This is a genomic window from Proteiniclasticum ruminis DSM 24773, from assembly GCF_000701905.1.
GTDB lineage: Bacteria > Bacillota > Clostridia > Clostridiales > Clostridiaceae > Proteiniclasticum > Proteiniclasticum ruminis.
In genome coordinates this window covers 73,756-100,500 of sequence record NZ_JNKC01000005.1, presented here as the reverse complement: position 1 = coordinate 100,500, position 26,745 = coordinate 73,756, and the positions used below count along the sequence as shown (strand labels likewise).

Here is a 26,745-nt window from a genome sequence, read left to right as displayed (position 1 = left end):
AGGTCATCAGGTTTTTTGGTTACTTCTCTTCCTCTGCGCTGAAAGGACCTACTTCCTTAGAAAGGTCAGCGGGTTCTGACTCTGTCTGGTCCGTTTCTTCTTTCTGTTCTTCTTTTTTCACTTCATAGGAGGATACGGGTTCTCCATACTGTGTGAATTTGATATTGAGCTTCAAGTCTTGGAGCGTGAACTTCTCTGCAGGAATATCGAGGATAATGTCATTATTGATGGAAGTCATGGAAATTTCAGGCTCTTCCATGGAAAGATCATCCAGATCTTCATCTAAGGTTTCTTCCACTTCATAGTGGAGTGTCTGGGTTTCAGCTTCATAGGTGCTGCTCTTCTCCCCGTGGCTGCCAAGCCGTAATTTTATATTGAGATCGTTCAGATTATACTTTTCGATGGGGATTTCAAGAAGCAGTTCTTCTTCCACTGGAACAACTTCAGTGACTTTTTTGCCTTTCTTATGATAATCCTTATTTTTCAGCCCTAAGATTTTATTCACCTGATGGATGAGTTCATCGATGGTTTTAAACTCATACAGCTGGTCTTTATATTTGAAAGAAGGTTGTTCGCTTCCCCACTTCCGGTCCTTTGAGAGCAAGGAGATTTCCGGAAACTCCTCCACCAGTGCTTTTACAATGTCCACGTGTCTAGGATTTGATGAGTTCAGTTTGATTTTCATTTTGCTTCTCTCCTTTATAGGCGCCCTTCTCTTTGAAGTTTTGCCAGTCTTTTTCTGTATTTGTTGAATTTTTTCTCTGTCCGTAGAATGAAATCCTCCTGACAGTTATAGGGTGCATCTTTGGTCTGGATTCTTTTGTATTCGCCCGTGGAGGTGAGAATACGTGCTTTTGCTGTATCTTTTAAGTTCAGATCAAGGATGGTTTTCAGCTTATGCTTTGCTTCAGCGTTGGTCACTGGAATCATCAGTTCTATACGTTTGTTCAGGTTTCTTTCCATCCAGTCCGCGCTGGAGATGTAAAACTCCTCATTTCCCCTGTTATAGAAATAGAAGATACGGGAATGCTCCAAAAATCTTCCAACGATGGAACGGACCCTGATGTTCTCGCTGAGCCCTTTTATGCCAGGACGCAGACAGCAGATGCCGCGGATGATGAGATCAATTTCTACTCCATCTTTGGATGCTGCGTAGAGCTTTTCTATGATGTCTTTGTCCACCAGAGAATTCATTTTAGCGATGATATAAGCCTTGTGCCCTTCCTTTGCTGCTTTTCTCTCCTGTTCGATGAGCTGTGTAAAATGATTTCGCATATCTTCCGGAGCCAGTATCGCCTGCCGCATCTTGCCATACTTATAATGTCCGGAAAGTCTGTTGAAAAGATCAGAGATGTCTTCTGCAAGATCTCCATTGCAGCTGACCAGGGACACATCTGTATAAAGCTTGGCGGTGATGTCATTGTAATTTCCGGTGCCCACATGAAAATACCGCTTTATTTCGCTGTTTTCCCGCCGTATGATGAGCAGTGCCTTACAGTGGGTTTTCAGACCCGTGACACCATAGATGACATGACAGCCCGCTTTTTCAAGCCGCAGTGCCCAGTTGATGTTGTTTTCCTCATCAAATCGAGCTTTCAGTTCTACCAGAACAGTCACCTGTTTTCCGTTCTCTGCAGCTTCAGCCAAAGCTTTTACGATGGGGCTGTTTCCGGAAACACGGTAAAGCGTCTGCTTTATGGCGAGCACATCCGGGTCTGTAGCGGCCTGTTTCACCAGTTTCACAATGGTGGAGAAACTGTCGTAGGGATGGTGAAGCAGCGCATCTTTATGGGTAATGGACTGAAACAGATCGTCATGGGAAAGAAGTTCTGGAACAGGCAGCGGAATGATTTCTTTAAATTTCAAAGACTCATCCACTTGGAGTTTGCTGACTTTATGAAGAAAACGAAGGTCCAGAGGTCCGTCAATCTGAAATACGTTTTCCTTCGTCAACTCGAATTCATCCATTAAATACTCCAGAAGTTCGGAAGAGATGTGCTTTTCCACTTCCAGTTTGATGACATTCCCCCATTTTCTCAGCTTAATGGTTTCTTTGATCACTTCCAGAAGATCATCAGCTTCTTCCTCGTTATATTCCAGATCGGCATTACGGCTGATTCTGTAACAGGAATAGCCAAGGATATCGAACGCGTTGAAAAGATCTTTTAGTTTCAGCTTCAAAATGTCCTCCAGCAGGATATACTGCTTTTCTGTGTCTGAAGATCCCGGAATATAGTAGAACCGATCCAGCACATTTGGCACTTGGATGGTTCCGATATGATGTTTTTCGAGGGAAGCTTTATCTTCCAGAAGAACTGCAATATTGAGCGTTTCTGAGGTGATCAGAGGAAAAGGCCTGGACGAATCCACCACCATTGGAGTCAGTACCGGATAGATGCTGTGCTCGTAGATGGAATCCACATAGGAGAGCTGCTCCTCTGTAAGGCTCTTGTGGTCTAGAAACTCAATACCGATATTCTTCAGATCCTTTTTGATTTTTCCGTTGACCAGATGATACAGATCATCCAGGAGGATTCTTGTCCGATTGTTGATGGCGGTGGTCTGTTCTTTTGGCGTCATGCCGGAAGAATCCCTTTTGTAAATCTTTGCGTGTATCTGATCCGATAGAGTCCCGTACCGGATCATATAGAACTCATCCAGATTTGAAATAACAATGGCAGCAAATTTCAACCGTTCGAAAAGAGGATTGCTCTGATCCTTCACCTCTTCCAGAACACGGTGGTTGAACTCCAGAAAACTAAGTTCTCTGTTGATGAAATCTTGGGGTGATGATAAATATGAATCCATCGAATCCTCCTCCTATCGTTCATTTGTTTAGTTCTATTATATCCATTTCACACTTTGAATTATACAAAAATTGCGATAAGTTCATAAGAATTTACATCTTTGCCGTATTCGGCTTCAGTTTTTGTTGAGGATACACGCTATATAAAGCACCCGCCTGACAGAGTGTTAGGAAAGATAAAGAAACCCTGATATAATAATATAAAATAAGGAACTATTGAAAGGAGGAGCTATGAGAATTGGTATCATCGACATAGGCTCTAACTCCATGAGACTGGTCGTCTATGATGTGCAGAAAACCAGCTACACAGTGGTGGGGCAGGTCCGGCACTCAGCAAGACTAGGTCAGAATATGGTGGAGAATCATCTTCACCCGCACCGCATCGATTATGGAATCCGTGTCCTCAAACATTTCAAGTCCTATATGGACTCCAAAAATGTGACTGAAGTCATTGCGGTGGCAACAGAGGCCATTAGAAAGGCCAGCAACAAGGAGGAATTTCTGGGAAAAGCAAAAATCGCCCTGGGAAAAGACATCCGGATTCTTTCAGGTGAGGAAGAAGCTTTTTATGATTATTATGCCACAGTGAACACTTTGGATCTGGACCGATGCCTCATGGTGGATATTGGCGGCAGCAGCACAGAGATTGCGCTGATTCATGACAACAGACTTCAGGAGTCCATTTCCATTCCCTTTGGAAGTATTGTGCTGACAGAACTGTTTGACCTCAAACGGAATCCAAAAGCTGAGAATCAGCTTCATCAGTACCTGAAGGATACGTTCCGTGATGTGCCCTGGCTGAAGAATGCCAAGGGATACCCCATTGTGGGGATTGGGGGGTCCATCAGAACCCTTGGAAAAATCGACAGGTTCAGAAAAGACAATGCCATGTTTATTTCCCACAACTACAGCATGGAGCAGAAAGATGTGGAGGAAATTTATGAGCTCATCAGAGGATATCTGAGCGGGAAAGTCAAGAGAGTCTATGGACTCAGTAAAGACCGGGAGGATATCTTCATCGGCTCTTTGGCTACTCTAAATGTGCTTATGCAGGTTCAGAATGCCAAAAAGATCTTTGTGTCCAATGCTGGTATCCGGGATGGCTTGCTTTTTGAACACATCCTTGGCAGAAATAAACGGGTTCGTGATGTGCTGGAGTTTTCTCTGGACAACATCATTGAGAATCATATGTATCCTGGTTATGAAGGGAAAGATCTCTTCAAGATCGTCAGTCCCCTTTATGGAGCACTGACCAAAAAATACCCCTACCTTCTGGGCAATGGAAAAGTGCTGAAAACGGCCACCTATTTATATGACCTGGGCACCAGCATCAATTACTTCCAACGGGACCGGAATACATTCTACAGTATCCTTAATGCCCCCATCAATGGACTCAGTCAGAAACAGATTCTTATGGCGGCCTCCTGCGCCTCTGTATTTTCAGCCAATGATCTTCTGAAGGAGTTCTTCAACAAGAAGATCCTTTCCCAGAGGGATATGAGGACCATAGAAATGCTTGGTATTCTCATTAAGATTGCAGAAGCCATCAACTTCGGTATCTCGAAAGAGGCACAGGTGAAGAAAGTGGAAGTCACAGAGGATGCGCTTGTCATTGAAGTCCATACCAAAGAGGACCCGATTTTTAAAGAAGAAGAGCTGAAACCTTATCTGACGAAGTTCAGATATCTTTATAAAAGACACTTAAAAGTACAGTTCCAACACCGTGGATAATCATATTGTTGTAATGAAAAGCTCTGGCTAGAAACAGCCAGAGCTTTTTGTGAGGTATAGATCTAATCTTACAGTCCTAGTAATTTATCCAGTAGGCCTGTGGTGGATAACAGAATAAGGAACACAAGAATTGGCACAACGAATTTAATCAGAATAGACCAAAGTTTTTCTGTGACAAATTTGCTTCCTATCTTGATTTCTTTCACTGCATTTGGCACACCCCAGACAAATCCGATGAAGAGAGCCCCCAAGAGTCCGCCCAATGGAAGCAGATAATAAGATGTAAGCACATCCAGGAAATCAAAGATTCCATAGCTTTTTCCGTCGATCCAAGGAATGAGGAAATCGCTCCATTCGCCCATGGATAAAGATGCACCGATACCGATGATAAACATCAGGGTGGTGAATATGATTACGGATGTCTTTCTGCTCCACTTGAGCTTATCAATACCAAAAGCTACCGTAACTTCCATCAGTGAGATGGAAGAAGATAAGGCTGCAAAGAATACAAGTACAAAGAAGAGTGCTCCGAAAATGGAACCTAGAGGCATGTTCTCAAATACAGCTGGAAGCGTGATGAACATGAGTCCAGGGCCTTCACCTGGCTTAAACCCTAAGGCAAATACAGCAGGCAGTATTGCGAATCCTGCAAGGATGGCCACCAGAGAGTCCAGAGAAGGAATGATGAAGGCGTCTTTTTCCATGTCCTCGTCTTTTCTCAGATAGCTTCCATAGGTGACCATGATGCCCATGCCAAGAGAGAGAGAGAAAAAGACCTGGCCTAGTGCGGCGATGACAACTTTCAGTGTGATTTCACTGAAGTTTGGTGTCACGAAGTATTTGATTCCTTCCATAGCTCCGTCCAGTGTTACTGAACGAATCACGGTAACCAGAAGAAGTGCAAACAGTGCAGGCATCAGGAATTTGGATGCCTTTTCAATACCACCTGAAATTCCACGAATAACAATAATTGCAGTGAGTCCCATAAAGATTAAATGATAAACAAGTGGTTCAACTGGTGAAGAAATAAAATTCCCGAAGAAAGCAGCTTTATCTGTACCGGTGCCTGTGAAGGAAGCTACGATATACTTCATCACCCAGCCGCCAACGACAGAGTAATAAGATAAAATAAGGAATCCGGACAGAATACCGATACCACCGACAAATCCCCAACCCTTTTTGATTTTGTTGTAGGAACCATAAGCATCAGAGTTCGCATGTCGGCCAATGGTCATTTCAGCCAGCATCAGCGTAAAACCTAGCAGCACCACAAGACCGATGTACACAAGCACAAATGCGCCCCCACCGTTCTCTCCCGCAAGATACGGGAACTTCCAAAGATTTCCCAATCCAACGGCAGAACCAACGGCAGCCATCAGGAAGCCGAATCGTGAGGACCAGGATCCTCTGTTATTTTCCATAATTATTCCCCCTTTTTATTTTCAGAGTTTGTGATTTTTTCTCCAGGATTTGCACCATTTGAGAACCTTGCCACATTCTCTAAAAATTATAGGTTATATTATAAGTGCAATAGAAAAACATTGGCAATAAAAATATGCCAATCCTTCTCAAAATTCCCATATCCGTAAATTGAACTTCATTTTCATGATGATTTATTACATTACTTTCTATAAGTTTATGAGAAAAAGACACCTGCAATCCTTTACAAATGTCTTTTCATTACTTTAACTTGATATTATTATACATTTTAATATTTGCGGCAGTTACAATGAGTCTAATTTTGTGAACTACTTATCAAGGAACCGTTCGGTGCATGCGGCAATTACTGTTTCGAGCACTGTGATCCGGGCATACCGTTTGTTGTTTCCATTGATCACCAGCCAAGGGGCTTCTTTGGTATTTGTTTGATCCAGCATGTCATTGATGGCCTCTTCATAAAGATCCCATTTTTCACGGTTTCTCCAGTCTTCATCTGTGATTTTCCAGACTTTGTTCTCATCTGCCTGTCGCGCCTCAAATCTCTTCAGCTGCTCTTCTTTTGATATGTGGATGAAGAACTTCAGTACAATGGCACCGAAATTTGTCAGGGACGCTTCAAAATCATTGATTTCTTCATATGCTCTCTCCACATCTTTATTGGTAGCGAACCCTTCTACCCTTTCTACCATGACTCTGCCGTACCAGGAGCGGTCATAGATGGATATGTGGCCTGTCTTGGGCACCTGTTTCCAGAACCGCCATAAATAATGATGACGAAGCTCCAGGTCTGTAGGTGCAGCTATGGTGCTGATTTCGTATCCTGTTGGATCAAGATGCTGTATGATCCGCTTGATGTTTCCACCTTTCCCTGCGGCATCCCAGCCCTCAAAGACAAGGATGAGCGGTATTTTTTTCTCGTAGAGCGTATACTGAACATCCCGCATCTCTTTCTGAAGACGATCCAGCCGATCCTTATAGTCTTCTTTGCTGAGATCGTGATTTCCCTCATGTTTCTTCAAGATATCCGGATACTTTCCATTGAAGAAACCATCTCGTTTTTCAGGATCCTCTTCTGCTCTTTTCTTTTCTTTTTTCAGCCTTTTTTCCAGCCGGTTCACGATGGTTTCCAGCACTTCGTTGACGGATACTATGCTGGTTTCATACTTGATGCGATGCCAGGAGTTTTGATCTTCTTCTACAATCTTCTCCATCTCTTTCTTATAGTCCTCATCATTGTCACGGTCGTATTCCTGGGCTTTCCACATGGTTCTTGGATTATCATACATCCGTCTGATATGTTCCTTTTGTTTTTCTTCCTCAATGTCCACATAGAACTTAATCAGTTCGGTACCATCATTACGAAGGGTATTTTCAAAGTTTTTGATCTCCTGGAGCAGAATTTTACTGTCCTCATAGGAGCTGTCTTTGATGATGTTGTTTTTCATGGCAATGTATAATGAGTACCAGCTGCGGTAATAGATGTATACTTCCTGATGGCTGGGAGTATTCACAAAGTACTGCCATAAAAATGGTTTTCTTCGCTCTGTTTCTGTTGGGGCATGGGTTGCATAGAATTTGGTATATCTTGCATCCAGCGCAATGAGCAGTTCATTGGACAATCTTCCTTTGCCTGAGGCATGCACCCCTTCAAACAGGATCATCACGGGTACTTTATACTCCTTCAGAACACGCTGAAGATAACCGACTTTCGTTACGAGCTTTTCTTTTTCTTTAAGATATTTCTTCTGTTCTTTTTCTTCCATTGATGCACCTCCGTTACGTGCCGCACTCAGAATACACCAGGAGCGGTCTTTCGTTTTTTTTTGAATCAGATTTTGAATGGTAAAAATGTTTTACAAGCATCTGTAATTCTATTATCCTATATTTAGAGCAAGAATGACTTCTTTTTTTGAATGTTATTATTTATTTCACAGTTTGCCGGTTCAAACAACACGATGGATGCAGGAGGACTTATGCGATTTGAAATCAAATCCTTTCATGAACTGACCGTTTCAGAACTATATGCCATGCTACGATTGAGAGAGAGGGTCTTTATTGTTGAACAAAGCTGTCCCTACCAGGATCTCGATGATACAGACCAGAAAGCACTTCATGTGTTTTTATACGAAGAAGAGAATCTGGCCGCCTACACCCGTATTTTCAGAAGCGGAATCAAGTATCCCGAAGCGTCCATCGGACGCGTTGTCACAAGTCCTGCCCATCGAGGCAAAGGCTATGGAGCAATGGTGATGAAAGCATCCATGGAGGAGCTTCTGAAAATTGGAGAATCTCATATCATTCTTTCTTCCCAAGCTTATGCCGAAGAGTTTTATAAAAAGCTGGGATTTAAGAGAACAGAGAAAGAACCCTATCTGGAAGATGATATCCCCCATGTGGAAATGGAGTTTAAAGGAGTGTTGGAAGATGAGTGAGAAAAGTTACGAAATTGTCAAAAGCACAAAACCAAAACGGAAAAGACAGAGCTGGAATGAATATTTTATGAGCATCGCTAAAGTTCTGGCCATGAGATCGTCTTGTGACAGAGCTTATGTGGGCGCTGTCATCGTCAATAAGGACAACCGGATTATTGCCACAGGTTACAATGGGAGTGTGGGAAGCAAAACGCCACAATGTGACGACGTTGGTCATGTGATGCGGGATGGACACTGCATTGCAACGCTCCATGCAGAGATCAACTGCATTGCCTATTGCGCCAGAGAGGGAATTTCTCTAAAAGATTCCAAAATCTATGTCACACACTTTCCATGTCTTAACTGCACCAAAGCACTGATCCAATCAGGTATTCGGACGATTTATTATCTGGATGATTACAGGTTGGATGATTATGCGCTGGAACTTATGAGAATCAATCAGATTGAGACAGTCAAGCTCCATATGGAAGATGAAACACTATAATAAAAAACCTCATCCAGTTCGGATGAGGCTTTTTTTACTTGTCGAATAAACCGCCGTTTTTCTTCATTTTTTTAGGTTTGGATGTTCCTTGTATACTCTTTTCCGGTCTTTCGGTCTTCCCTTTTTTTCCATTTCCATTCTTTTTTGCTTCGATGAGCTGAAGCATTTTTTCTTTTGCTGTATCATTCAATGCCATAATATTCCCCTTTCTGATCCGCTTTTCAGTATATCCTATGAAGTGGCTAAAGAAAAGCGGTTATTTTTCGTAAGGCTTTTCCTTCTTTACAATTTTCATCTGCTTCTTCAATTCCTTCTGCATGAACTCAATAATCTCACTTTGCTTCATGGTGGTATTTTTATACTCTGAAGTTGCCACAAGGATCATGAGGTTGATGTAGGCATAGGCCAGTGCTGTGGTGATCAGCGCTGCTGTACTGCCGGAGATGATTCCTCCTACGACTGTTCCTGCACCAGGAATCAGTTTCAGAAGGTTGCTCACAAGAGCCCTTCCTGTGTAGACAGCTCCTGAAACTCCTGTAACAGATGAAACAATGCTGGTAACCAGTGCTTTATTCATAGAAACACCGAATATACTTGTGATTTTTGCAATCATAGCTACTTGGCTGGATGCGATGATGGGCGCATCTGCAAACGGAATTGGTGTAAAGCCCACCATGAAAGTTTCAGTGATAAATCCCCTAGCCCATTTACGGGCAAGCTCCGCCTTCTTCATCACATCAACTTTCTGGGCGTTGATAAAAGCTGGTTCTACCTCCTCGGGCAGAAGCCTTAGAGTTTCATGGACCAAATCTTTCAGACCGGTCACAGGAATTTCTTGTGTACCAATTCTGTAGGGTTTGGCCACCACTGGAATAACTCGTTCCAGCTTTAACTTGAGCGAGTGGATGTACTCCATGAGCATGGAGGTCTCTTCCTCCAGAATGCTCTGTGTAAGAACGAGAATCACTGGAAGTTTTTCTGAGAGTTCCCGTAGAAAACCCTCTTCGAAGGATTCCAGACGATGGTTTGCCGCATTGATGCAATACCAGACTGCATGGATTTCTTTTGATTTGTCTCCTGTGGAGATGGCTCTTTGTATTTCTTCGAGCACTTCTTTACGGACTTCTTTCTGCACCTGTTCGTTCAGTTCGAACCCTTTTGTATCAAAGAGAACCAGTGGAATGCCTTCTTTTGTGATTCGTTCCAAATGTTTGGTCACAGGTTTTCCAATGCCTGTCTGAGTGAGATTCTCCCTGAAAACAGCATTGATGAGCGTGCTTTTCCCGACACCTGTCTTTCCTGCCACAAGGATATTGACAGGCGCCATGGAGTTCACCTCTTCTTCGGTTTTATGTAAGATATCCTGAACAATATGTACAACATCCATTTATATTCCTCATTTCGGTTTTTCTTACAGTGTACCAAAAAAGAGTCTGGTTTTCACCAGACTCCTGAATTGTTCAATTAAAGTACACGTCTTGCTGTGATAAATTTGTGGTATCTCATGCTGGAAATCTCCACGCTCTTACCAGGTCTTGGTGAATGGACCATGTTGCCATTTCCGATGTAAATCCCTACATGGGAGATGCTTCCGCTTCCAAAGAACACCAAATCTCCAGGCTGCAGATTAGCATAATCTACTTTTGCGCCTACCGTTGCCTGTGATCTTGAAACTCGTGGAAGGTTAACACCAAAATTCCTGAAGACATAAGAAGTGAATCCAGAACAGTCAAATCCGCTTGGTGTGGTTCCACCCCATACATATGGTGTGCCAATGAACTTATAAGCATAGTTCAGTACCGCCTGAGCAGATGCGCTGGCTGGTGCACTGACCGCTGGAGCGCTTGGAGCTACAGGGGCTGGCTGCTGTGAACTGCTGCTGTTGTTATTGCTATTGTTTTGTGACTGCTGTGCTTGTCTTTCCGCTTCAATTCTTGCTGCTTCAGCACGTCTTTCAGCTTCTGCCCGTCTTTCAGCTTCTCTTCTTGCTGCAGCTCTCTGGTTCAGGACAGATTTACCCTGCTCAATGAGGGCAACTACCTTCGCATCCGTCGTATCTGTCACGATATTGTTGCGGACAGCACGGAGCTGGTCGATGGCACCCTGAATCATTTCGTCACTGCTGCTTGAATCTGCGATGATGTCATCATTGTTTCCGATAAAATAAAGTTCTGCGAACGCCAGGTTTCCAAGAATTTTCTTCTCTTCTACTTCCATATCTTCCAGAAGATCTTCGGTTTCGGCCATTTTTACTTTCTGCTGTTCCAGTCTTACGACATTTTCTGCTTTCAGCACTTCAACTTCATGTTTTGCTGTATCCAGTTCTTCTTTCTGTGAAACAAGCAAATCTTTGATTGCCTGAATTTCATCTAAAAGCTGTTTGTCAATCTTTGCGAATTTGATGATGGCGTCTGCACGAGCTACAAAATCAGCAATACTGTCAGCACCAAGGATGGTTTCGATCATACCGTTGTTGCCTTGCTTATACATGGCTCTTAAACGCTCGCCATATTCTGTTTCTTTCTGGAGTAGTTTTATTTCAGTGTTTTTGATTTCATCTGACTTTTGAGCAATCTCCTCATCCAATCTAGTAATATTGGCGTCATTTTCTTCAATTTCAATAGTGATATCGGTGATTGTGTCAGAAATTTCTGCAATCTTTCCGTCGATTTCAGCCATTTTTGCTAAAATACTCTCATACTCTGCCCGAACCGCATCCAGTTCCTGCTGCTGAGCATCGGTCAGCGGTTCCGCTTTAACTGGAATAGATCCGCCATAGACAATACTAATTGCGACTAAAGCTGCAGCTACTTTATATTTTATATTTCTCATTTCTACCTCCAAAAAGGGAAAATTCATAATGATTACAAACTTATTACAGATTGAATTATAATTTTAACTTATGAAGAACGTATAAAGTTTGCTCATTTTGTTAAAATAATCGCATCATTTTTTTTACTGTTTTATCACTATATTTTGTGATGCTTCAATTATTATGAGAAATGTTTTCTGGAGAAGTAAAAATATTGAAAACCATTTACTGGAATCTTTCGTCTTTTTGTCAAGATTCTTTGCCAACACAAGAAGGCAGGTGTTATAATCACATCAAAGAAATGAGGTGTTAATTTGAATAAAATATTGATTATTGAAGATGAACCTTCCGTACTGGAAGCTATATCCGCGTATTTAAGGAAAGAAGGTTATGAAGTCTATACTGCAGAACGCGGGTACAAAGGCCTTGAATACACTGAAGATATTGCTTTTGATCTGATTATTCTGGATCTCATGCTGCCTGACATCTCTGGTGAAGAAATATGCAAGAGGATTCGTGCGAAATCAAACACGTATATTTTTATGCTCACTGCGAAATCCAGTCTTGAGGAGAGGATACGCGGCCTGGACTTAGGTGCGGACGAGTATTTGGTGAAACCATTCTCCCCTAGAGAGATTGTTGCACGAGTTAATGCGCTCTTCAGAAGAATTAAAGATATTCCAGAGAATAAAAATGTGGTCACGTTCAATGGCGGAGAACTGGTCATTGACAACGACAAACGTGAAGTACGGTTGCGGGGAGATGAAATAGCCCTGACACCGATTGAATTTGACATTCTTACGCTGTTATCGGAGAATCCTGGCATTGTGTTATCCAGAGAAACCCTCATCGATCGTGTTCTAGGACCCGATTTTGAAGGTGTGGACAGAACCATTGATGTTCATATTAAAAATATCCGAAAGAAGATCGAGCTCGATACAAAGAACCCCTCTTATATCATTACAGTATTTAAGCTGGGGTACAAGTTTGGTGGTGGTCAATAGTTGAGGAGCATTAAATATAAGCTCACTGTGGCCATATCGATCAGTGCTTTATTGTCTCTTCTTATTGCATATATCGTCATAAACCTGACGCTGAATGCACGGTTCAATGATTATCTCCAAGTGAACCAGACCAAAAGAGACGAGCGGATTATTGCCACATTCCGGGATGCCTATTTAAGGGATAAACGATGGACAAATATCTCGGGGAAAAGTCTGGAACGTGAGGCAGAGTCAGCAAACTTCACATTATCGCTGCTGAACTGGGATAAATCGGTCCTTTGGGCAATGGATCCACTAAAACTAGTAGAAAAGGAAAAAGAAATCAATCCAGATGGGGCTTTCACCATGGAGCAGTATGTTCCCTATGAATATCCCATAAAAAGTGAGAATCAGATTCTTGGTTATGTCGTGATTGGTCAGTTCTCTCCCCTTGTGATTTCCACAGAGGACAAGAACTTCTTAAACTCTATTACGATGAGTATTCTGATTAGTGCTTTTCTCGCGGTGTTCATTATCGTTTTAATTGCGCTTTTTGTCGCAAGGCAGCTCTCGGATCCTATCGAAAGAATTTCCCATACAGCCTACAGCTTATCCATGGGTGAGCTGACTGCAAGAGAACTACAGGAAGCGGATGTGGTGGAGATTGAGACCTTAAGAAACAGCATCAACTCCCTTGGAGAGAAACTGGATCGTCAGGATATGCTCCGTAAGCGTCTTATCACAGACGTATCCCATGAACTGAGAAATCCTCTGAATGTTCTTCAGACAAATCTGGAAGCCATCATAGATGGTATTCTTCCAGCTACTCCAGAGAGACTTCAGGCACTGAACTCAGAAGTGGTTCGTTTCGGAAAGCTCCTGGACAATCTGAATATCCTGAAACAGTTTGAGGCAGAAAGCATGGTGTCTAAAATAGCAGTATTGGATATCCGGCAGATTCTTCAGGATATATATCACAACTTCCAGGGAATCACCAAAGAAAAATCCATCAAATTAAAGTTCATTCCTCAAAGAACTGGGGAGTTTCTGATACTGGCGGATAAGCACTCTATTTATCAGATCATCAACAATCTGCTGCATAACGCCATCAAGTTTACCCCGAGAAACGGGATGATCACCATCAAGCTCTCCAGGGATGATAAGTTCTGCTATATCAGGATAAAGGATACGGGCATTGGTATTCCAAAAGAAGATCTGCCCAATGTATTTGAAAGGTTCTATAGAGTGGATAAATCGAGAGAACTTGTTGAAGGCAGTGGAATTGGGCTCACCATCGTCAAAAATTTTGTGAAACTCAACGGAGGGACCATTGATGTCTCTTCCACTGTTGGGAAAGGTTCTACGTTCATGATAAAGTTCAGACTGTACGAAGTAGGAGGTCCATCCATGGAAATAACGGGAAGATCCTCTGAACTTCTAGATGAAAATAATATTTGACAGGAAAAAATCCTCTGATACCTTGATATCAGAGGATTTTTGCAATTATTTCAAAAAATTGTCTTTGGTCTGATTTTCCAGCTGGTCAAGAATGAGTTTCAGCTGTTCTCTCAAACCTACGATGCCATCCAGGTCCATTGGCAAACTGCATGCGATATTGTCCGGAACTTTTTCTGCTTCTTTCATCAGTTCCTTCCCTTTTTCGCTCAGATAGATGATGAGATTACGCTCATCCCTCTTGTCTCTGGTTCGCTCGATGTTTCCATCATTCTCCAGTTTTTTCAATAGAGGTGTGAGTGTGCCTGAATCCAATCTCAGCTTGCTTCCAAGCTCTTTCAGGGATATTCCATCTTTTTCCCATAGGACAATCATCACCAAGTACTGTGTATAGGTCAGTCCCAACGGCTCCAGTAAAGGTCGGTATATTTTCGTGATTTCTCTTGAAAAAGCATAGACTGCAAAGCACAATTGATTTTCGAGTTTTAATTCATCTATCATACGTATTACCTCATGTTTTATTGTATTCAATTAAATTGTATCATAAAACTGGAGTTGCTGTCAATAAACTTCCTTGACTATGTGCCAAGGTAGAGCCTTTGACCAAGAAATTCAGGAAGATCTGCTTTGAGGATGCGGTCTGCAGCCTCTTTTATATCATAATCCAATGCTCTGAACCGGATTCTTCTTTTCACAGAATCATAGACAATATAATGAGCTTTTGGAATTCCGTTTCTTGACTGCCCTACACTTCCCACGTTTATGACATAAGAAGCATCATCCAGATAAATGTCACCATGGTGGATTGGGTAAACCTCAATCTGTTCATCCTCTCTCTTTTTAAAAATACAGGGTCTGTGCGTATGGCCCGTAAACTGGATCTTCTTCCCCAGTTTTTCAAGCACTTCAAAGCTTTCCATCAGGAATATGGAATCTTTATTCTCAGGAAATACATACTGAAAACTTAAAGGATCGCCGAGCATTGCATGGCAGAGAACAAAATCTTCCATTTCAAGAACGGCTGGCAGTATTCTCATATGGTCAATGTATTCCTTAGGGATGTGCTTTATGGTATAGAGGATTCCTTTTCTGGCATTTTCACTGAATTTTGTCAAGGTTTCTGGTTCTAGGACACCCTGTTCATGATTTCCAAGGACTCCTGTTCCACCGAGTTCTAGAAACTTTTTATAGCAAAAGTATGGGTCTGCTCCATAACCGATGATATCTCCTACAAAAAGCACTTCATCGAATTTTTCTGTATTCAGTATTTTGGTGAATGCCTGATAATTTGAGTGGATATCACTCAGAATCAAATACTTCATCTTCTTAGTCTCCTCTAATAGTTCCCTTCATACAGTATATCGTAACGATTCTCAACAAGACTACCTTCCAGGATTAAGTCCAGATTCTCAACGTTCAGTGCTTCCAGTAAAGTGGTGGCAAGAGCTTGATCCACTGCTTTTTCAACTTTATTGATATAAAGGACTTTCTTTCCTTTTGCATTCTTGAATAAGGCTTCGGAGTTCTCAACGATCTTCACAAGATCCTGTATGGTCACTAAAGAGCCGATGGAAGCGCCGGTCAGTTCAATATACTTGTCCAGGTGATGGATATTTTTACTGTTGACCTGCAAACCCAGTGCTTGGATATCAACGATTCCAATGGTGACATCGGTTGTCTCTGGAATCTCAGGTTCAAACTCTCTGAAGCCCTTCAACGGGCGACCATTTGAAAAATCGCATTCAATGATTGTCTGATCAAAATGAGCAGAAATTCGCTCAATATCAGAAATTTCCAGTCCCATGACCAGATCTTTCAAGTTTTTTCCGCGTCCTATGAGATAGATTCCAGTTTTCTCATAACTGGAAAGATCATAATCCTCGCTGTAGGCTACATCGATAAAATCAAACATCGTCTCTGCAGGTTTGATGAAGGTTGTAGTGCTGGACACCAAGATTTTCTTTTTTTTGCGCAATGACTCTGTAAGTCGGTTAATGAGTGTGGTTTTACCACCAGCACCAACCAGTGCCACATCATGGTATTTATGAAGACGTAATAATTCTGCCAGCAAAAGGACACCTCCTCAAAGTAACTGCTCTTTATATCCCTGATATTTATTCGTACCGGGCCTTGCAGGGTTTTCACTTATTATCATCATTGTAGCATATGTAAAGGGTTCTGCATCCAGAAATCTTATTTTCAGCACCGTAAAATCACTATGAATCGGCTGCCTAAAGTCTTTCAGTAAATCCTTTTATTCGTAAATAACAAGAACTTACTACAGAAATAGGAGCAGTTCTCCTGTTGTCCCTTTTACAAGAGGAACTTCCGCTTCATTGTTTTTCTTTCGTCCAACCGGAAGTTACTTTGGCAATTGTCAATTAAGGTAATTCGAGAAATTCGAGAAATTGTGAACAAGTTGTTGACATCTTATTCTAAGGGTGTTAGAATAACCAATGTAGCCTATTTGAGGCACTATAAGGTTTAGGGGTATAGTTCAATGGCAGAGCAACGGTCTCCAAAACCGTAAATCTAGGTTCGAATCCTAGTACCCCTGCCATGATGAATCGGTCTAGTACGATGTACTAGGCTGTTTTCTTTTTTTTCGGAGATTCTTACGGGTCTCCGTTTTTTGTTTTCCTGAAAAAATCACATGTATTATTAAGGATTACAGAATATATTGCGGTTATTCTATAAGAATCTTAATATATTCTGTTTAATTTATGTTTATGTTATTTGCATATCATAATGCGTTGAAAAGTTCATATAAATAGAGATAAACACAGGAAAACACAGGTAAACTCCAATATTTTCAAAAAGTCATGGAATACGGCTTTGAATTTGGCTCTGACTCATACTAGAATACATAGATGGGTTCAGTACCAGTGTATTGCACTAAAATGATTGTGATTTAAAGGAGTTTTCTATGATTAGCTTAAGACAGGATATTTTTATGGAGGATGCTTTGAAAATTGCTGATTGGTTAGAAGATCAGGAAATCATTGCACACCTCAATGAGGATACCCAAATGAGCAGACAGATCCGCTCATTGGTGGAAACATCAAGAATGCCTCTGTATAACCAGGTTTTTAACCAGAAAGGTCTTTTTTACCTGATTTGTCTTAAAGATGAGGCTATTGGGTACGTTACGTTTATTCCGAAAGCCAATGCGCATGAAATCGTCATTACCATCGGTGAAAAAGAACTTTGGGGTAAAGGTTACGGAAAATCAGCATTAAAGAAAGCTCTTTGTGAAGCGTTCTTTTCACTTCGCACACAAAAAATCAATGCAAAAATCAAACATCTTAATAAACGCTCTTTATCCCTCTTCGAACATTTTGGATTCGAAGGTGATATGGTGAAACAAGATTTATATCTGCTCAGTATGGATTTTGATACCTTCCTGAAGAAAGCAGCGTAAAGAGGTATAGCTTACCTGCGTGATCCGTCGGATCTCACAGGTGGGCTGTTTTTCTTTTCAAGTTACTTTTCCTGAGTTATAATGTAGAGATGTAAATGAGAATAGGAAACAAGGTGAGAAGATGAGTACATTTATCAAAAAATCATCCTCTGTGAAAGAAACCATGGAACTGGGACGAAAGCTGGGAGAGAGTTTAGAACGAGGAACCACGGTTTGTCTGACAGGAGATTTAGGAACTGGAAAAACACATTTTGCAAAAGGTTTGGCAGATGGATTAGGAGTCAAAGAAAATATCACCTCCCCCACGTTCACCATTGTCAATGAGTATCATTCTGGCAGAGTGCCGCTGTATCATTTTGATGTGTATCGTGTGCATGATCCTGAGGAGGTGCTCCAGGTGGGATTTGAAGAATATATATATGGAAATGGCGTTGCACTGATTGAATGGGCAGACCTCATTGAATCCATATTGCCAGATCAGTTCCTTCAGGTGAAGATTGAGAAAACAGATGTGGAAGATGAAAGAAAGATTACATTTCATGAAGTCGGTAGAATCTATCCGTTTTTGGAGGTGCTGATGTGAATATTTTAAGTATAGATACATCTTCCAGCAACTGTACAGTTGCTGTGGTAAGAGAGTACGAAACTTTAGGTGAAATCAGTATCAATTTTAACCTGCAGCATTCGGTGCTTCTCATGCCCTTGGTGGAAGAACTTCTTGAGAAGCTTCACATGGCTCCAGTGGATCTTTCGGCCATAACAGTCTCTAAGGGGCCTGGTTCCTTTACGGGCCTTAGAATCGGTCTAGCGGCTGCGAAGGGCATGGCCTTGGCTTTAGATATCCCTATTTATGCAGCAAATGCTCTAGCAGCTCTGGCGTATGGTGCCTTCGGGTATCAGGGGCTGATAATTCCTATGGTGGATGCATTGAGAAATGGGTATTATACTGGATTCTATACATTCTCCGAAGGAAAGCTTGTGACTATTATGGAACCCACCATTCTAACTTTAGATGAAGTCATGGACAAAGTGGCGGATGAGACAAAAGAAATTATGATCATGGGAGATATCATATCAAAAATTCCTGGTGAGGAGCTTCAATCCAGAAAGAATATCATTCTTGCTCCCCAGAATCTGAACATTCCAAAAGCGTCTACCCTCCCCTATCTTCTTCGCGATAAGATTGAAAGTGAGGAGAAAGAGGATATTTATTCTCTGGTCCCTCTTTACATGAGAAAGAGCCAGGCTGAATATGAGTATGAGAAAAAACAAGGAAGGCTCCTTTGATGGAGAGGATCATCATTAAAGAATTTGAGCCCCGTCATGTGGATGAGGTCTATGAAATTTCAAAAGAGGCATTCCCCCTGCCCTGGGCCAAGGAAGAGCTGATTCGGGAGATTGTGAATCCCCATGCGCTGAATCTGGTGGCGCTCCTTGGTGACGAGGTTGTGGGATACGTTCAGTGTTGGTACACATTCGAAGATGCGGATATCATCAATATCGCAGTGAAAAACAGCTGTCAGCGGCTGGGTATCGGGAAAATGGTCCTGAGCGAGCTGATCCGGCAGCTGAAAGTGAAAGGAATCCAGAATATATTTCTGGAAGTTCGTGTGTCGAATCTTCCAGCTCAGAAACTATATAAATCCTTTGGCTTTATTACGCTCACAAAAAGAGAGCGTTATTACATCAATGGAGAAGATGCTCTTGTCATGAATCTGCAAATCTGATTTCTGATTGCAAGGATATAAGTAAAGCCTCTCTGCAGCTTGCAGAGAGGCTTTTGTGGTTTTACTAACTTGCTTTATGAAGCTTCTTGTATCTTTCCTGGAAGATGGCCTCACGGTTGATGAGAGATGCTACTCTATCATAGAAGAGAATCCCTACACCAGAGATGATGGCTCCCTTGATGAAGTTGAAAGCTGGTATTCCGTAGTACATGTAAGAACGGAACGCTTCTGGTTCCATACCACCTGGGAAAAACATTGGAATCAGGATAAAGTAATTTGAAAGCATGGCCAAAGGGATCATGACGACGGATCCTAAGAAAGCACCAATGATTGCTCCTTTTCTTGTCTTCATCTTCTTGAAAACTAAGGATGCGAAGAATACATAAGAACCAACAACAATGATGTTTGCCAGCTGACCTACACCACCTGTGGTACTTCCCTGAATGACGATTACAAGGATATTTTTCAGAATTTCGACACCAACACCAACCAGAGGACCGAAGGCAAATCCTGCAAGAAGTACAGGAACAGCAGATAAGTCTACTTTAAGCCAAGGGAAAGCAGGCAGTACAGGAAACTCAAAATAAGTGAGGATGAATCCCAGCGTCATAAGAAGTGCAGCTTTGACAACAGTGTTGGTTTTTTTTGATACGTTTACCATGTGTAAACCCTCCTAAAGATTATTTGCAACCTCCAGAAGATTGTTCACGTAAAAAAGCCTTGATTCCATATAAATATAGAAATCAAGGCGTGAACGCAAAAACAATCATTCTTCTTCCATCCAGACTTTAACTGTCGGCTTCGGAGTTACACCGAATCAACCTTGCGGCTCGTGGGCTATACCACCGGTGGGGACTTACACCCCGCCCTGAAGATGCTATTTAATTTACAATATAAGAATACCACGTTGTTAGAAATGTGTCAATAGTACGGAACCTGTGGTATAATCAAATGGTAATCTAGCAATAAAACATCAATTCATCTGTCAATTTTTTCAGTTAAAGGTGGAATATAAAATGAATGTCCAAGTAACCCATGAACTTTTGCAGGAAGCGTATGAACTCGAAAAGACTTTTACCCTCTCCTATCCCTTTGGGATTTATAAGGATTCTCTTTATTCTACCACATATGATGAGCTGACAAAATGGCTTAGGAAAACCATCACTTATGTGAAGAATCATGATATGGAGTATGAGACTCTATCGTTATACCAATATCTCAACAGCTTCCGAGGAAAGCTTGGAAACATTGATCAGCACGAATTCAAAAAGATATTGTCCGTCCTGGAACAGTATTTTCTTCATAACTAGATAGAGCAGGAAGAAGGGCACAGCGAGGCTGTGTCCTTCTTTCTTTTACTGCTGCTTTATGTTGCGCTGATCTTTATTTAGCCCCTTCATGGTCAGGCTGATTCTGTTTCTTTTTTTATCCACAGAAAGCACCTTTACCTCTACTACATCTCCGGACCGTACGAATTCCAAGGGATTTCTCACATACCGGTCGGACAGTTCACTTTTATGGACCAGTCCATCCTGATGAACACCGATGTCGATGAATGCTCCAAATTCAGCTACATTCCGAACGACACCAGTTAGGATCATACCTTCTTCCAGATCTTTCAGGTCCATGACCCCTTTTCTGAAGACAGGCTTTGGTAAATCTTCTCTAGGGTCTCTGCCGGGCTTTTTCAGCTCCTTCAGAATATCTTTTACAGTAGGCTCTCCCAGAGAGGAGATCTCGCAAAGCTTCGAAAGTCCAAAAGCCTGGGCCCGTTCTTCGATATCCAGAAGCCCTTCTTCACTGAGCTTCTTCTTGTTGTATCCAAGTGCTTCTAAAATGGTGTATGCTGCGCTGTAGGACTCAGGATGCACACCCGTATTATCCAGGAAATCTTTGCCTTCTCGGATTCTTAAGAATCCTGCGCATTGCTCAAAGGCTTTATCTCCCAGTCTTTTTACTTTTTTCAGCTCTTTTCGGGAAGTGAATTTCCCTGTTTCATCCCGATAGGCAACGATGTTTTCTGCTATGGTTTTGTTGATGCCTGCCACATAGGAAAGAAGTGATGGTGTTGCCACGTTGAGGTCCACACCAACAGCATTTACCGTATCCTCAACAACGCCTACGAGGGAAGAATCCAGTTTTTTCTTGCCGATATCGTGCTGATACTGCCCTACACCGATGGATTTCGGATCAATCTTCACCAGTTCAGCCAACGGATCTTGAAGCCTTCTTGCGATGGAGATGGCACCTCTGATGGTGACGTCAAGGTCTGGATACTCATCACCTGCGAGCTTGGACGCACTGTACACAGAAGCGCCTGCTTCATTGGTGATGACATAGGAGACATCAATGTTCTCCTTTTTCAGCTCTTCTATAAGTTCCATTAAAACCAGCTCAGATTCCCGTGAGGCTGTTCCGTTTCCTAAGGAGATGATTTGGACATTGTGTTTCTTGATAAGCTTTTTCAGTACGGTTATAGTCCCCTGGATGTCTTTTCTTGGTACTGTAGGGTATACCGTCGCATGGTCCACGTACTTTCCGGTATCATCCAAAACAGCTACTTTACAGCCGGTTCGGAAGCCTGGGTCAAATCCCATGACACTGAATCCTTTAACTGGCGGCTGAAGCAGAAGGGATTTCAGATTTTCTTTAAACACGATGATTGAGGAGTCTTCTGCTCTTTCGGTCAGTGTGTTGCGGAGTTCTCTTTCCAGTGAAGGAAGGATCAGTCTTTTAAAGGAATCCTCAGAAGCTTCCTTCAGAAGGCCATTGCAGTCCGGATTTATAGTGATATAGCGTGCAGTCATTGCCTGCAGTGCTCGAACTTCATCTACTGTTATAGTGACTTTAAGGATCCCTTCTTTTTCACCACGGTTTATGGCCAAAGTCCGATGACTGGGCATTCGAAGTGCGGGCTCCTTGTGGTCATAATACATTTCATAGGGTGTGTTTTCCTGTTCTCCGCTGGTTTTGATTTCAGCAGATCTCACGACGATGCTGCGCAGCTGTCCTTTGAGATCCGCATCCTCAGAAAACTCTTCCGCCAGAATATCCAAGGCGTATTTCATAGCCTCCTCGGCTGTTTTTACGTCATCTGTGATAAATTCAGCGGCTTTTTTCATAGGGTTTTCGCCGCCGGAGCGGATGTAGTCTGCAAGTGGGGAGAGTCCTTTTTCCCGGGCAATGGTTCCTCTTGTCCTCTTTTTAGGACGGAAAGGCAAGTAAATGTCATCGAGCCTTGTGACTGTTTCAGCTTTTTCAATTTCGCGCTGCAGCTCTTCTGTAAGCTGCCCCTGCTCTGTCAGAAGCCTCTTGATATCATCTTTCTTCTGAAGGAGCCCTCTCAAGTATTCCAACCGTTCTGAAACAGAACGGATCATATGGTCCTCCAAGGAACCCGTGGCTTCCTTTCTGTATCTTGCGATAAAAGGAACTGTTGCACCCTCATCCAGAAGCTTTACGGTACCTTCCACCTGATCTTTTCTGACACTCAGTTCTCGTGCGATTTTTTCTATTATATCCATCTTTATACTCCTACTCTGCCCGAAGGCTTCCATTACTCATGCTCTTAAGATAGGCACTGATAAATCTGTCCAGGTCCCCATCCATCACAGCATCCACATTGGCGTCCTCTTCCAGTGTTCTATGGTCCTTCACCAGATTATAGGGATTGAAAACGTAACTTCGGATCTGGCTTCCCCAGCCCATGTCTTTCATTTCGCCTGTAATATCTTCTATTTTTTCTTTTTGGAATCGTATTTTCAGCTCCACGAGTTTTGACTTCAGCATTTTCATGGCTGTTTCTTTATTCTGAATCTGGCTTCTTTCGTTCTGGCATGTGACTACGATTCCCGTGGGAAGGTGTGTGATTCGAACCGCTGAATCCGTGGTGTTTACATGCTGTCCTCCAGCACCGGTGCTTCTGTAGGTATCAATCCTAAGTTCATCATCTTTAATCACCACTTCACTGTCATCTTTAAGTAGAGGTACAGCTTCTACAGAGGCAAAACTTGTCTGCCTTTTGCCGGAAGCGTTGAATGGTGAAATTCGAACCAGTCTGTGGATGCCTTTTTCTGCTTTCAGATAACCGTATGCATAGGGGCCGGTGATTTTAAGAGAGGCATCTCTGATGCCAGCTTCATCTCCGTCCTGGAGAGAAAGAAGTTCTACAGAAAATCCTTTCTTTTCTGCCCAACGGCTATACATCCGCAGCAGCATGGATGTCCAATCCTGTGCATCAGTACCGCCCACACCACTTTTCAATGTCAGAATCACATCGTTGTTGTCATATTCACCTGATAAAAGGACTTTCAGATGCATGGCTTCCACACCTTTTCTCAGGTCTTTTACTTCCCCTAAGAGCAAGGTCTGCATCTCTCCGTCATCATCCGTGAGTTCCACCATATCGAGAGCATCCTCCACTCTGCTGGAAAGGTCTTTATACTCTTTTATGGTATACTCGATAGCTTTCTCTTCCTGTGTCACTTGTTTGGCTTCTTCGAGGTTATTCCAGAAAGATCCTTCCTGCATTTTGAAGATCAGTTCTTCTCTGCGTCTGGACAATGCATCGATGTCAAAGAGACACCCGGATTTCTTCCAGTGATTCTTTGAAACTCTTCAGTTCCGTTACCGCTTCCTGTATTTTTGGCAACATAGATTTCACTCCTTTATCTTTTACTTTAAAATAGACTTGGTTGCCCAAGTCTATTTACAGCTTTTATTGGCCAAGACCATGACAGTTCTTGTATTTTTTACCACTTCCGCATGGACAAGGGGAATTCCTTCCTACCCTTGTATCCTTCTTAATAGGCTGTTTCTTCAGGGTGTTGTCCTGATTGGTGGATGTTTCCTTTGCTACCTGCTCTCGCTCAATAGGTTCTTCCTTCTTGACCGTGATTTTCAGGATATATTTGATGGTATCGAAGTTGATGGAACGAATCATTTCATCAAACATCTCGGAACCTTCAAACTGATAAGCCTGAACTGGATCCTGCTGCTTGTAAGCTCTTAATCCGATACCTCGTTTCAGATGGTCCATGTTGTTGATATGTTCCATCCATTTTGTGTCTACCACCTTCAGGAGTATCACACGTTCAATCTCACGGATCTGCTCGCCAATTTCAGTTTCCTTTGCTTCATGGATGGAAACACCAATGTCAAAGAGCGTCTCCTCGATCTCGCTATTTTTCATTTCCCGAAGCTGGTCTACGGTGATGCTGTTATGGGGAACGAAGGCATCTTCCATATAAGCAATGAGGTTCTTCAATGATTCTTCTTTATCCATACCATTGGACAGATGAAGTTCTACTGCAGTGGAAACCACGTTTTGAAGCATTGCACGGACATTCTCTTTGAGGTCCTTGCCCTCCAGAACCATCTGGCGCTGACCGTAGATGACTTCTCTTTGCATATTCATGACATCATCGTAGCCAAGAAGAGTTTTTCTCGTATCGAAGTTGTTTCCTTCCACTTTCTTCTGGGCGTTTTCGATGGATTTTGTGACCATCTTGGACTCAATAGCATCTTCACCAAGACCGATGTTGTCAATCATGCCGAAGAGTTTTTCGGATCCGAAGATTCTCATGAGGTCATCTTCCAGGGACAGGTAGAATCTGGACTCACCAGGATCTCCCTGACGTCCGGAACGTCCTCTCAGCTGGTTGTCAATACGTCTGGATTCATGACGTTCTGTACCGATGATCTTAAGACCGCCGAGATCGACCACGCCTTCGCCCAGTTTGATGTCTGTACCTCTACCAGCCATATTGGTGGCAATGGTGATGGAACCTGGCTCACCTGCGCGAGCGACGATTTCAGCTTCTTTTTCATGGTACTTTGCATTCAGCACTTCATGAGGAACCCCGTTCTTTTTCAGGAGCGCTGAAAGATACTCAGACTTCTCGATGGAAGTGGTACCAACCAGTACAGGCTGTCTGCGGCTGTAGGCCTCTTTGATCTCCTGAACGACAGCTTTATATTTCGCCTGGACCGTTCTATAAATAAGGTCAGGCTGATCCATTCTGCGTATTTCTTTATTGGTAGGAATCACCACAACGTCCAGACCATAGGTATGTCTGAATTCATTTTCTTCTGTTTGTGCTGTACCGGTCATACCGGAAAGCTTCTTATACATTCTGAAGTAGTTCTGGTAGGTGATGGTAGCTAGAGTTTTGGACTCTCTTTCTACCTTTACGCCTTCTTTTGCTTCAATGGCCTGATGGAGACCATCAGAATATCTTCGCCCTTCCATAAGACGGCCGGTGAATTCATCTACGATAACAACTTCTCCGTCCTTGACCATGTAATCCTTATCTACTTTAAAAAGATAGTTGGCTTTCAAAGCCTGAGTCACATGATGCTGAAGCTCCATATTTTTAGGCTCTGCGTAGTTTTCCAGATGGAAAACAGACTCAGCTTCCTTAATTCCTTCCTCAGAGAGTACAACGGACTTTGCTTTCTCATCTACGGTGAAGTGTTCTTCTTTTTTAAGACGCTTCACAAAGAAATCCGCTACTTTATAGAATTCTGTAGATTTATCTCCCTGTCCAGAAATGATCAGAGGTGTTCTTGCTTCGTCGATGAGAATGGAGTCCACTTCATCGACAATGGCGAAATTCAGTTCACGCTGCACGCGTCTTTCTTTATAGACCACCATGTTGTCTCTCAGATAATCAAACCCAAACTCATTGTTGGTTCCATATGTGATGTCTGAAGCATAGGCTTCTTTTCGCTGTTCGTTGGTCAGTCCATGCAGGATGACACCACAGGTGAGTCCTAGGAACTCATAGATCTGTCCCATCCAGTCTCTATCTCTAGAGGCTAGATAATCGTTGACGGTAACCACGTGGACACCGTTGCCGGACAATGCGTTGAGATAGGAAGGCAGTGTGGCGACAAGGGTCTTACCTTCACCGGTTTTCATTTCCGCAATTCTTCCTTGATGAAGAATTAATCCACCAATAATCTGGACACGGAAATGTTTCATGTTGAGCACTCTGTAAGAAGCCTCACGTACTGTGGCGAATGCTTCAGGGAGAATATCATCCAGAGTTTCTCCATTAGAAAGTCTTTTTTTGAATTCTTCTGTTTTTCCTCTTAATTCGTCGTCGGTTAGTTTTTGAAACTCTTCATCCAGGGCTTCCACCTGATCCACGATTGGCAGGATCCGTTTTACTTCCCTTTCACTATAGGTTCCAAAAACCTTATCAAATAATCCCATTTTTTCAACTCCATATTCATATTTCAATGACTCGATGTAATCTTCGCCAGAGTCTATCTGTACAATTTACTGAAAAGATAGAATGGCACAAATAATATTATAGCACTTATCCACAAAATATATCAATATATTAGGAACAGCCTGATTTTCATCCTATTTAGTTTACAACGAAAAAATTAAATATACATTAACCCTGAATGAACTATTTTCCGTATTTCCCTTTACTGACATGTAA

Annotated in this window: 24 protein-coding genes, 1 tRNA gene and 1 riboswitch; of the genes, 11 read left to right on the top strand and 14 right to left on the bottom strand. The window is 42.4% G+C overall.

From position 1 onward, the window contains the following. Positions 1 to 19 precede the first annotated feature (19 nt). Both T487_RS0107160 and ppk1 read right to left on the bottom strand, forming a co-directional pair. The gene (locus T487_RS0107160) at positions 20 to 685 is read right to left on the bottom strand and encodes a hypothetical protein (protein ID WP_031575843.1); all 666 of its coding nucleotides are present in this window, start codon (positions 683 to 685) and stop codon (positions 20 to 22) included. A 14-nt stretch (positions 686 to 699) separates the two neighbouring features. Continuing rightward, positions 700 to 2,808, bottom strand: a complete 2,109-nt coding sequence (gene ppk1 / locus T487_RS0107155; RefSeq protein ID WP_036909296.1) for a polyphosphate kinase 1 — start codon at positions 2,806 to 2,808, stop codon at positions 700 to 702. A 229-nt stretch (positions 2,809 to 3,037) separates the two neighbouring features. Here ppk1 and T487_RS0107150 point away from each other — a divergent pair, with 229 nt between their 5' ends. After that, entirely contained in the window at positions 3,038 to 4,537 is a 1,500-nt protein-coding gene (locus T487_RS0107150; RefSeq protein ID WP_031575840.1) for a Ppx/GppA family phosphatase, read from the top strand. 68 nt (positions 4,538 to 4,605) lie between these two features. Here the strand turns inward: T487_RS0107150 and T487_RS0107145 are convergent, their stop codons facing one another. Both T487_RS0107145 and T487_RS0107140 read right to left on the bottom strand, forming a co-directional pair. Next, positions 4,606 to 5,958, bottom strand: coding sequence for a sodium-dependent transporter (locus T487_RS0107145; protein WP_031575830.1), 1,353 nt, complete (start codon positions 5,956 to 5,958; stop codon positions 4,606 to 4,608). Between the two features lie 327 nt (positions 5,959 to 6,285). After that, positions 6,286 to 7,740, bottom strand: a complete 1,455-nt coding sequence (locus T487_RS0107140; RefSeq protein ID WP_031575827.1) for a hypothetical protein — start codon at positions 7,738 to 7,740, stop codon at positions 6,286 to 6,288. A 210-nt stretch (positions 7,741 to 7,950) separates the two neighbouring features. On the opposite strand from T487_RS0107140, the gene T487_RS0107135 reads away from it, so the two are divergent. Next, on the top strand, positions 7,951 to 8,409 hold the full coding sequence (locus tag T487_RS0107135) for a GNAT family N-acetyltransferase (RefSeq protein ID WP_031575824.1): 459 nt from the start codon (positions 7,951 to 7,953) through the stop codon (positions 8,407 to 8,409). Further along, positions 8,402 to 8,893 (top strand): deoxycytidylate deaminase, encoded by a 492-nt coding sequence (locus T487_RS0107130; RefSeq protein ID WP_036909295.1) that lies wholly within the window; start codon positions 8,402 to 8,404, stop codon positions 8,891 to 8,893. The genes T487_RS0107135 and T487_RS0107130 overlap by 8 nt, the downstream gene beginning before the upstream one ends. A gap of 34 nt (positions 8,894 to 8,927) precedes the next feature. Here the strand turns inward: T487_RS0107130 and T487_RS16420 are convergent, their stop codons facing one another. The 3 genes from T487_RS16420 to T487_RS15880 form a co-directional block, all read right to left on the bottom strand. After that, complete coding sequence (locus tag T487_RS16420; RefSeq protein WP_155953253.1) at positions 8,928 to 9,089, bottom strand: hypothetical protein; 162 nt, start codon at positions 9,087 to 9,089, stop codon at positions 8,928 to 8,930. A gap of 60 nt (positions 9,090 to 9,149) precedes the next feature. Then, positions 9,150 to 10,280, bottom strand: coding sequence for a YcjF family protein (locus T487_RS0107120; RefSeq protein WP_031575821.1), 1,131 nt, complete (start codon positions 10,278 to 10,280; stop codon positions 9,150 to 9,152). 77 nt (positions 10,281 to 10,357) lie between these two features. Beyond that, positions 10,358 to 11,725 (bottom strand): C40 family peptidase, encoded by a 1,368-nt coding sequence (locus T487_RS15880; protein WP_031575819.1) that lies wholly within the window; start codon positions 11,723 to 11,725, stop codon positions 10,358 to 10,360. Between the two features lie 294 nt (positions 11,726 to 12,019). On the opposite strand from T487_RS15880, the gene T487_RS0107110 reads away from it, so the two are divergent. Both T487_RS0107110 and T487_RS0107105 read left to right on the top strand, forming a co-directional pair. Beyond that, positions 12,020 to 12,709, top strand: coding sequence for a response regulator transcription factor (locus tag T487_RS0107110; RefSeq protein ID WP_031575816.1), 690 nt, complete (start codon positions 12,020 to 12,022; stop codon positions 12,707 to 12,709). Continuing rightward, complete coding sequence (locus tag T487_RS0107105; protein WP_051651576.1) at positions 12,710 to 14,146, top strand: sensor histidine kinase; 1,437 nt, start codon at positions 12,710 to 12,712, stop codon at positions 14,144 to 14,146. A 45-nt stretch (positions 14,147 to 14,191) separates the two neighbouring features. On the opposite strand, the gene T487_RS0107100 is transcribed toward T487_RS0107105, so the two are convergent. The 3 genes from T487_RS0107100 to yqeC all read right to left on the bottom strand — a co-directional run bounded on the left by T487_RS0107100 (position 14,192) and on the right by yqeC (position 16,214). Beyond that, the gene (locus T487_RS0107100) at positions 14,192 to 14,644 is read right to left on the bottom strand and encodes a MarR family winged helix-turn-helix transcriptional regulator (RefSeq protein ID WP_031575812.1); all 453 of its coding nucleotides are present in this window, start codon (positions 14,642 to 14,644) and stop codon (positions 14,192 to 14,194) included. Between the two features lie 77 nt (positions 14,645 to 14,721). After that, on the bottom strand, positions 14,722 to 15,465 hold the full coding sequence (locus T487_RS0107095) for a metallophosphoesterase family protein (RefSeq protein ID WP_031575811.1): 744 nt from the start codon (positions 15,463 to 15,465) through the stop codon (positions 14,722 to 14,724). A gap of 14 nt (positions 15,466 to 15,479) precedes the next feature. Further along, a complete protein-coding gene (yqeC, locus tag T487_RS0107090; protein ID WP_031575809.1) occupies positions 15,480 to 16,214 on the bottom strand; it encodes a selenium cofactor biosynthesis protein YqeC in 735 nt (244 codons plus the stop codon). A 415-nt stretch (positions 16,215 to 16,629) separates the two neighbouring features. On the opposite strand from yqeC, the gene T487_RS0107085 reads away from it, so the two are divergent. The 5 genes from T487_RS0107085 to rimI all read left to right on the top strand — a co-directional run bounded on the left by T487_RS0107085 (position 16,630) and on the right by rimI (position 19,291). Then, positions 16,630 to 16,703 (top strand) — tRNA-Trp (locus tag T487_RS0107085). Positions 16,704 to 17,108: 405 nt separating this feature from the next. Next, positions 17,109 to 17,564, top strand: a complete 456-nt coding sequence (locus T487_RS0107080; protein ID WP_162178233.1) for a GNAT family N-acetyltransferase — start codon at positions 17,109 to 17,111, stop codon at positions 17,562 to 17,564. A gap of 121 nt (positions 17,565 to 17,685) precedes the next feature. Next, positions 17,686 to 18,147, top strand: coding sequence for a tRNA (adenosine(37)-N6)-threonylcarbamoyltransferase complex ATPase subunit type 1 TsaE (tsaE, locus tag T487_RS0107075; RefSeq protein ID WP_031575803.1), 462 nt, complete (start codon positions 17,686 to 17,688; stop codon positions 18,145 to 18,147). Beyond that, complete coding sequence (gene tsaB / locus T487_RS0107070; protein WP_031575800.1) at positions 18,144 to 18,851, top strand: tRNA (adenosine(37)-N6)-threonylcarbamoyltransferase complex dimerization subunit type 1 TsaB; 708 nt, start codon at positions 18,144 to 18,146, stop codon at positions 18,849 to 18,851. Before tsaE ends, tsaB begins: the two co-directional genes overlap by 4 nt. Beyond that, positions 18,851 to 19,291, top strand: coding sequence for a ribosomal protein S18-alanine N-acetyltransferase (rimI, locus tag T487_RS0107065; RefSeq protein WP_031575797.1), 441 nt, complete (start codon positions 18,851 to 18,853; stop codon positions 19,289 to 19,291). The genes tsaB and rimI overlap by 1 nt, the downstream gene beginning before the upstream one ends. A 64-nt stretch (positions 19,292 to 19,355) precedes the next feature. Here rimI and T487_RS0107060 read toward each other — a convergent pair whose 3' ends face one another. Next, positions 19,356 to 19,952, bottom strand: a complete 597-nt coding sequence (locus T487_RS0107060) for an ECF transporter S component (protein WP_036909293.1) — start codon at positions 19,950 to 19,952, stop codon at positions 19,356 to 19,358. Positions 19,953 to 20,056: 104 nt separating this feature from the next. Further along, positions 20,057 to 20,171: riboswitch (FMN riboswitch) on the bottom strand. Positions 20,172 to 20,307: 136 nt separating this feature from the next. On the opposite strand from T487_RS0107060, the gene T487_RS0107055 reads away from it, so the two are divergent. Continuing rightward, positions 20,308 to 20,601, top strand: coding sequence for a hypothetical protein (locus T487_RS0107055; RefSeq protein ID WP_031575792.1), 294 nt, complete (start codon positions 20,308 to 20,310; stop codon positions 20,599 to 20,601). 45 nt (positions 20,602 to 20,646) lie between these two features. On the opposite strand, the gene T487_RS0107050 is transcribed toward T487_RS0107055, so the two are convergent. The 3 genes from T487_RS0107050 to secA all read right to left on the bottom strand — a co-directional run bounded on the left by T487_RS0107050 (position 20,647) and on the right by secA (position 26,510). Beyond that, positions 20,647 to 22,815, bottom strand: a complete 2,169-nt coding sequence (locus tag T487_RS0107050; RefSeq protein WP_031575789.1) for a Tex family protein — start codon at positions 22,813 to 22,815, stop codon at positions 20,647 to 20,649. Positions 22,816 to 22,825: 10 nt separating this feature from the next. Continuing rightward, positions 22,826 to 23,945, bottom strand: a protein-coding gene (prfB, locus tag T487_RS0107045) for a peptide chain release factor 2 (protein ID WP_242848031.1) whose coding sequence is annotated in 2 segments (ribosomal slippage) — positions 22,826 to 23,866 and positions 23,868 to 23,945 — 1,119 coding nt in all. Because the reading frame shifts where the segments join, the coding sequence is not laid out codon by codon here. A 63-nt stretch (positions 23,946 to 24,008) separates the two neighbouring features. After that, positions 24,009 to 26,510 carry a preprotein translocase subunit SecA gene (gene secA, locus T487_RS0107035; protein WP_031575782.1) on the bottom strand — a complete coding sequence of 834 codons (2,502 nt, stop codon included), beginning with the start codon at positions 26,508 to 26,510 and terminating at the stop codon, positions 24,009 to 24,011. Positions 26,511 to 26,745 lie beyond the last annotated feature (235 nt).

Bases quoted from the DNA above. Each gene is read 5' to 3' on its own strand.
- T487_RS0107160 (WP_031575843.1), bottom strand. From the start codon at position 685: ATGAAAATCAAACTGAACTCATCAAATCCTAGACACGTGGACATTGTA.
- ppk1 (WP_036909296.1), bottom strand. From the start codon at position 2,808: ATGGATTCATATTTATCATCACCCCAAGATTTCATCAACAGAGAACTT.
- T487_RS0107150 (WP_031575840.1), top strand. From the start codon at position 3,038: ATGAGAATTGGTATCATCGACATAGGCTCTAACTCCATGAGACTGGTC.
- T487_RS0107145 (WP_031575830.1), bottom strand. From the start codon at position 5,958: ATGGAAAATAACAGAGGATCCTGGTCCTCACGATTCGGCTTCCTGATG.
- T487_RS0107140 (WP_031575827.1), bottom strand. From the start codon at position 7,740: ATGGAAGAAAAAGAACAGAAGAAATATCTTAAAGAAAAAGAAAAGCTC.
- T487_RS0107135 (WP_031575824.1), top strand. From the start codon at position 7,951: ATGCGATTTGAAATCAAATCCTTTCATGAACTGACCGTTTCAGAACTA.
- T487_RS0107130 (WP_036909295.1), top strand. From the start codon at position 8,402: ATGAGTGAGAAAAGTTACGAAATTGTCAAAAGCACAAAACCAAAACGG.
- T487_RS16420 (WP_155953253.1), bottom strand. From the start codon at position 9,089: ATGGCATTGAATGATACAGCAAAAGAAAAAATGCTTCAGCTCATCGAA.
- T487_RS0107120 (WP_031575821.1), bottom strand. From the start codon at position 10,280: ATGGATGTTGTACATATTGTTCAGGATATCTTACATAAAACCGAAGAA.
- T487_RS15880 (WP_031575819.1), bottom strand. From the start codon at position 11,725: ATGAGAAATATAAAATATAAAGTAGCTGCAGCTTTAGTCGCAATTAGT.
- T487_RS0107100 (WP_031575812.1), bottom strand. From the start codon at position 14,644: ATGATAGATGAATTAAAACTCGAAAATCAATTGTGCTTTGCAGTCTAT.
- T487_RS0107095 (WP_031575811.1), bottom strand. From the start codon at position 15,465: ATGAAGTATTTGATTCTGAGTGATATCCACTCAAATTATCAGGCATTC.
- tsaE (WP_031575803.1), top strand. From the start codon at position 17,686: ATGAGTACATTTATCAAAAAATCATCCTCTGTGAAAGAAACCATGGAA.
- rimI (WP_031575797.1), top strand. From the start codon at position 18,851: ATGGAGAGGATCATCATTAAAGAATTTGAGCCCCGTCATGTGGATGAG.
- T487_RS0107060 (WP_036909293.1), bottom strand. From the start codon at position 19,952: ATGGTAAACGTATCAAAAAAAACCAACACTGTTGTCAAAGCTGCACTT.
- T487_RS0107055 (WP_031575792.1), top strand. From the start codon at position 20,308: ATGAATGTCCAAGTAACCCATGAACTTTTGCAGGAAGCGTATGAACTC.
- T487_RS0107050 (WP_031575789.1), bottom strand. From the start codon at position 22,815: ATGGATATAATAGAAAAAATCGCACGAGAACTGAGTGTCAGAAAAGAT.
- secA (WP_031575782.1), bottom strand. From the start codon at position 26,510: ATGGGATTATTTGATAAGGTTTTTGGAACCTATAGTGAAAGGGAAGTA.